The sequence below is a fragment of the Pontibacterium sp. genome (genome assembly GCF_041587635.1).
Classification (GTDB): Bacteria; Pseudomonadota; Gammaproteobacteria; order Pseudomonadales; family Balneatricaceae; genus Pontibacterium.
Genome location: NZ_JBFGYC010000475.1, coordinates 1 through 3,151 on the forward strand (window position 1 = coordinate 1; position 3,151 = coordinate 3,151).

A 3,151-nucleotide genomic window follows, 5' to 3' on the forward strand; every position below is an offset into this window, starting at 1 on the left:
CACCGCGGTACCAATAATCGACAGTACCGCCACCAGCAGACGGCTCACAGAGCTGCCAACAAAACGATCTACCGTATCCAGATCAGTGACGAAGTGAGAGGCCACCGCACCGCTACCCAAGGTTTCGTACTCAGCCATCGAGATCCGCTTTAAGCGCTCTAATAAGCCGCTGCGCATGCGGAAAATAACGTCTTTGGAAATGTGGGTAAACTGCCGAGCCTGCCAGACGTTAAGCACCAATGCGATACAGCGCAGAATCACGGTAATCAGCAGCACCGCACCGATATACAACGCCGGACCATGCCAGCTATCGGGCACCATCGGATTGATCGTTTCAACGATGACACCCGGCTGATCCAGTAACACCTCATCCACCAGCAACGGCATCAACAGCGGTAGCGGCACTGAAGCCACCGTCGCCACCAGTGCGATCAGATTCGCCAGTACTAACTGTCGTTTATGCTCCAGTGCTACATCAAAAATGTAGCGCCAGCTGTAATGTTCCACCCTTTCCTGCGCCATATACGTCTTGTCCTGTTTCACCCGTCTAAAGACCTTTCTGACTATTTATACGCAGATAAGGGTTAACGGGATGTACCGCTCATATGTCTATTTAGTTTAGTTTACAACGGCTTGACGACCTGTGCCCGCTTAGGAACAGGTCGTTATAGAAGACAATAGATAACGACAGGAAGGGTACGGTATCAGTACAAACGCAACAGGTTGATATACTCAGCGACAGATTCCGCCCCCGACCTGAACTCCACGCCGACGCGGACCTGATGATGTTCATCATCACTGATCAGCGATACTACCTTACCTTGCAGCTGTCGGTAGGTGTCATCATGTGGAAACAGCACTTCGAAATTCAACGGCTTACCATGTTCCTGCAGATCACGGACTTCTGCGATGGTGGCGTCATCGGATAGCGTTAGCTGACAGCCACAGGCACTGATATCTGAAACCTTGCCATCTTCACTTGCACTGTGACCGTGCAGATAAGCACAAAGCGCACAGCTGAAACGGTGTTCATGACGCTGATATTGACGGTAGATTTCGCGTGGTGCCGTGTATACCTGTAACCGAGCACGCTGCGCAGATACTTCCAGCACCCGGGTTTCGCAGGAGTAGACCACGCCCCGATCGATGGTGCGAATCAGCAGCGTTTGGTTAAACTTGAAGTAAGTGTCGCGTAGGGCCGCAATATCCATCGAGCTACTCTGGTCTTCCGGCATATCAGACACACTGGGTAAACGATCCACCACCAGCACATCGCCAACCGCTTCAACCAATGGCGAGATAAATTTTAGCTTTCCGTCCCGTGAGAGTACTTGCACAACTATCCCTGCGCTTAATCTTGGCAAGTGATGAACCGAGCTTTCGTTGATCTGTTCCATCACATTCACTCCAGCCCATATCTACAACCAGGCGGTTTCTTGTAGGCTTTAGGGACCAGCGAAGTCGTTTCGTACTTATTCGCTGGTCCCTTAGGTTTAGCAACTGCCGATTGTAAACAATGGAACTATCTTGCTGTTTAGCTTGTACTTTTTTGCCAATACACGGATATAAAGCAGGGATACTCAATGCGTTATCACGACCTACTTTTTGATCAGATACTGTGCATAACTATCGATACGCTTTATATTTCAGTGAGATAACCTGCCTGATACGCGAATAGATATACGTGAACAAGCAACTATATATTCACGGCCTCTTTGATCTTCTATTTTTCACTATTGTCCTAATCGCCTGAATATTTCATGAATCTCTATGCGAGAATGTCTACACATAAGGCTCAGCGTGCAAAACTCTACATCCAAAAAATAACGTAGAATCCCATCACGTCCGTTACCCAGACCATTGTTAAAGGGAATGCCAATGAACGATTACAAAAACCCGTGGAAAACGTTGAGTCAGGAAGACCAGTACGATAATCCGTGGATCAATGTCTGTGAGCATCAGGTGGTCAATCCGGCGGGCGGCAACGGGATATACGGCGTTGTCACGTTCAAGAACGAAGCGGTGGGTGTGATCCCGGTTGATGACGAAGGTTATACGTGGCTAGTCGGTCAGTGGCGTTATGCGCTCAATGAATACTCATGGGAGATTCCTGAAGGTGGCAGCCCGGTTGGAGAAGATCCACTCGACTGTGCCCGGCGCGAACTTAAGGAAGAGACCGGTCTGATCGCTGAGCATTACCAACCCCTGCTGACAATGCACCCTTCTAATTCCGTATGTAACGAAATTGCCTACCTGTTTGTCGCCAAAGGGTTACGGCAGGAAGATCACGAACACGAAGACACCGAGGACATTACCATCCGTCGTATACCGCTGGAAGCTGCGATTCAGATGGTATTGGATGGCAAAATTACGGATTCGCTGAGTGTCGCGGGATTGATGAAGCTCGCGCTTCAGCGGGAAGAGTTTGGGGTTTAAATAATCCCGTCGTGTTCATAAAGCTGCCAAGAAAAGCAGTTTTATCTCGTTCCCAAGCTCCGCGTGGGAATGTTTACCGCACTCAGCAGATCTCACCAAGCTGGATTTCAAGCATGTCATACGCCACCGTACGGATTCCCACGGGGGACCATGGGAACCAGTGGATTCAGATTCTCAGAGGAGATCTTTCCATCTTGTTACCACGCTCTGCGTTGGAATGCGTACCGCACCCCGCCAGCATCACCTAGCTTGATTTCATCGTGTCTTCGTCCAGCATATCGTTGACCGTGATGGACAAGGGAACCAGTGGCACTAAGGGCTAATGAATATCGCTACTTATCCTCTGCCGAACGATCAAAGCTGAAATCCGGCAGATCGGCCCGACCGATCATAATCAGCACAAAGCCGCAGGTAAAAAAGAAGAAGGCGGACGCCATATAGCTGGCTGAAATCACATCCTCCATACCCAGTTCCCGCGATTTAATGATCAACATGATCACACAGAGTACCGCGATACCCTCACTGACAATTCCCGATATCAGAGCGGTTTTTTGTAGGAAGCTTTTTTTCCTCATGGAGATCACAGAACTCGTCGACAGATAGGAGCCATGATCATAGCACCCGAGAGGAAGTCACGTTCGCAAATACACTCATCTATTGATGTATATCGAATACAACAATAGATGAGTGTATGTCACAGGGCTTCCAACCTCAG

General features: G+C 49.2%; 4 protein-coding genes. 1 reads left to right on the top strand and 3 read right to left on the bottom strand.

Annotated features, from left to right (window positions below; all coding sequences use genetic code 11):
- Both ABYW01_RS17695 and ABYW01_RS17700 read right to left on the bottom strand, forming a co-directional pair.
- On the bottom strand, positions 1-522 hold a 522-nt coding region (locus tag ABYW01_RS17695), incomplete at its 3' end, for an ABC transporter transmembrane domain-containing protein (RefSeq protein ID WP_372835333.1).
- A gap of 182 nt (positions 523-704) precedes the next feature.
- Positions 705-1,397 carry a PilZ domain-containing protein gene (locus tag ABYW01_RS17700; protein ID WP_372835335.1) on the bottom strand — a complete coding sequence of 231 codons (693 nt, stop codon included), beginning with the start codon at positions 1,395-1,397 and terminating at the stop codon, positions 705-707.
- A 481-nt stretch (positions 1,398-1,878) separates the two neighbouring features.
- Between ABYW01_RS17700 and ABYW01_RS17705 the strand changes: the two genes are divergently transcribed.
- Complete coding sequence (locus ABYW01_RS17705) at positions 1,879-2,436, top strand: NUDIX domain-containing protein (RefSeq protein WP_372835338.1); 558 nt, start codon at positions 1,879-1,881, stop codon at positions 2,434-2,436.
- A gap of 332 nt (positions 2,437-2,768) precedes the next feature.
- Here ABYW01_RS17705 and ABYW01_RS17710 read toward each other — a convergent pair whose 3' ends face one another.
- Complete coding sequence (locus ABYW01_RS17710) at positions 2,769-2,930, bottom strand: hypothetical protein (RefSeq protein WP_372835341.1); 162 nt, start codon at positions 2,928-2,930, stop codon at positions 2,769-2,771.
- Positions 2,931-3,151: the final 221 nt, after the last annotated feature.